Raw genomic sequence first — 1,769 nt, forward strand, 5'->3', positions numbered from 1 at the left:
GTCTGCTCCTTTTCAGATTGGGCAGACTCTACATCACAGCGAGGGAACTTCCGGGGGGCAGGTCAATAGCAAAAAGCACATCGTCGTTATGTCTCTCCGCGTACAGACGGACTTCTTGCGCTAACTCAGCCATTGATTTACGGCGGCTGATCGTTTTTTGATCCGGAAATTGAGGATTTTGTGCCCGTTCAACCTGCAGGAAATTGCTGACTTGATGCGACCAAATACAGAGTTTGTCGGCGCTAAAAAAAGCTACATCAGGGCCGCAAGTTGTCGGGGGGACTTTGCAATGCTGGCCCAGTTCGGCATCGACGTCGAAAGGTTTACGAAGCTATCGTAATAGACCTTTCATGACCGCAGCAAGGCTAATGGAAACGTTGGCTTACGCGATACTCTCTTGCGCTGGACCGGAATTCCTAGGTCGTGGCGACGATTTAACTATCTGAGCCATATTGCGATTGCGGCGAGTTTGACGAATCCTATGAAGTTTGCGAGAATCTTGTCGTATCGTGTGGCGACGCGCCTGAATTGCTTCAGCTTGTTGAAAAAGCGCTCGATACGGTTGCGCTCCTTGTAGAGATCGATGTCTTAGGGTCGCTGTATCTTGCGGTTGCGCTTTGGTGGTATGACGACCTCTGCACCTGCCTTGATGATCTTGTCGGCGAGATGATCGGCGTCATATCCTTTGTCGGCGATAGTGACGCCGGCCTCGATGCCGTCGATCAAGTCGTGGGCGAAGGCGATGTCGTTGCGCTGGCCGGGCGAACCGATCAGGCGGACCGGGAGGCCAAGGGCTTCAGTGGCAGCGTGGATCTTGGTGCTCAAGCCGCAGCGCGACCGACCCAGGCCCTGGGCATCCGCCCCCCTTTGATTTTACGCGCTCCGGCAACGTGCTGATGCGCGCGAACGATCGTGCTGTCGATCATCAGCCATTCCAGATCGGCTTCGCGCGCCAGCACCGCCAACATATCGTCCAGTACACCCATCTCGATCCAGCGGTAATAGCGCCGCCTCACCGAGCGGTAGTCACCCAGTCGCTCTGGCAAGTCGCGCCAGCGGCCGCCTGAACGTGCCATCCATAACAGGGCGTCGAGGAACTTGCGGTTATCCGTGCGCGGGCCGCGCTTGCCTTTCGTGCCGCCCGGCACGAAACCCTTGATCCGTTCCCACTGGTCGTCCCGAGGCACATCGCAGTCCATCGCCGATCTCCAAAAATCAGCTTTGAATCTGATTTGCTAACCTTGGGGAAGCCCAAAAATCTTAAATCGTAACTACGGCCTAGGTGGTGTCTGCATTCATTGATTCCCTTTTTGTGTTGTTTCTGATTCAAGGTCTCCAAAGGAGATGACCTTGAGCAGACGGACCCTGACGGATGAACAATGGCAACGGATCGAAGGTTTGTTGCCCGGTCGCATTGGAACGCCGGGACGAAGCGGCGTTGATAACAGATTGTTTGTTGACGCCATCCTCTGGATGGCCTGCAATGCGGCTCGCTGGCGTGACCTGCCGGCCGCTTTCGGCAAGTGGACGGCTGTTCACGCCCGCTTCCGACGTTGGGCTCACACCGGGGTTTGGGAGGGTCTTTTCAAGACGTTGGCAGACGACCCCGACTTTGAATACGTGCTGATCGACAGCACCATCTCGAAGGTCCACGCTGATGCGACGGGATCAAAAGGGGGGCTCAAGCTGCCGCAATCGGCTGCTCGCGTGGTGGCTTGACGACGAAGTTGCACGCGGTTGTCGATGCGCTTGGCATGCCGTTACGCATT

The 1,769-nt window shown here is 56.2% G+C and carries 2 pseudogenes; one reads left to right on the top strand and one right to left on the bottom strand.

Annotation, left to right across the window (positions count from 1 at the left end):
• Positions 1 to 438: 438 nt before the first annotated feature.
• Positions 439 to 1,199: pseudogene (locus tag ACFFJ7_RS19010) on the bottom strand (IS5 family transposase).
• Between the two features lie 151 nt (positions 1,200 to 1,350).
• Here ACFFJ7_RS19010 and ACFFJ7_RS19015 point away from each other — a divergent pair.
• A pseudogene (locus tag ACFFJ7_RS19015) lies at positions 1,351 to 1,769 on the top strand (IS5 family transposase); the annotation flags it as partial.

This window comes from Pseudochelatococcus lubricantis, from assembly GCF_042432495.1.
GTDB classification, from domain to species: Bacteria; Pseudomonadota; Alphaproteobacteria; order Rhizobiales; family Beijerinckiaceae; genus Pseudochelatococcus; species Pseudochelatococcus lubricantis.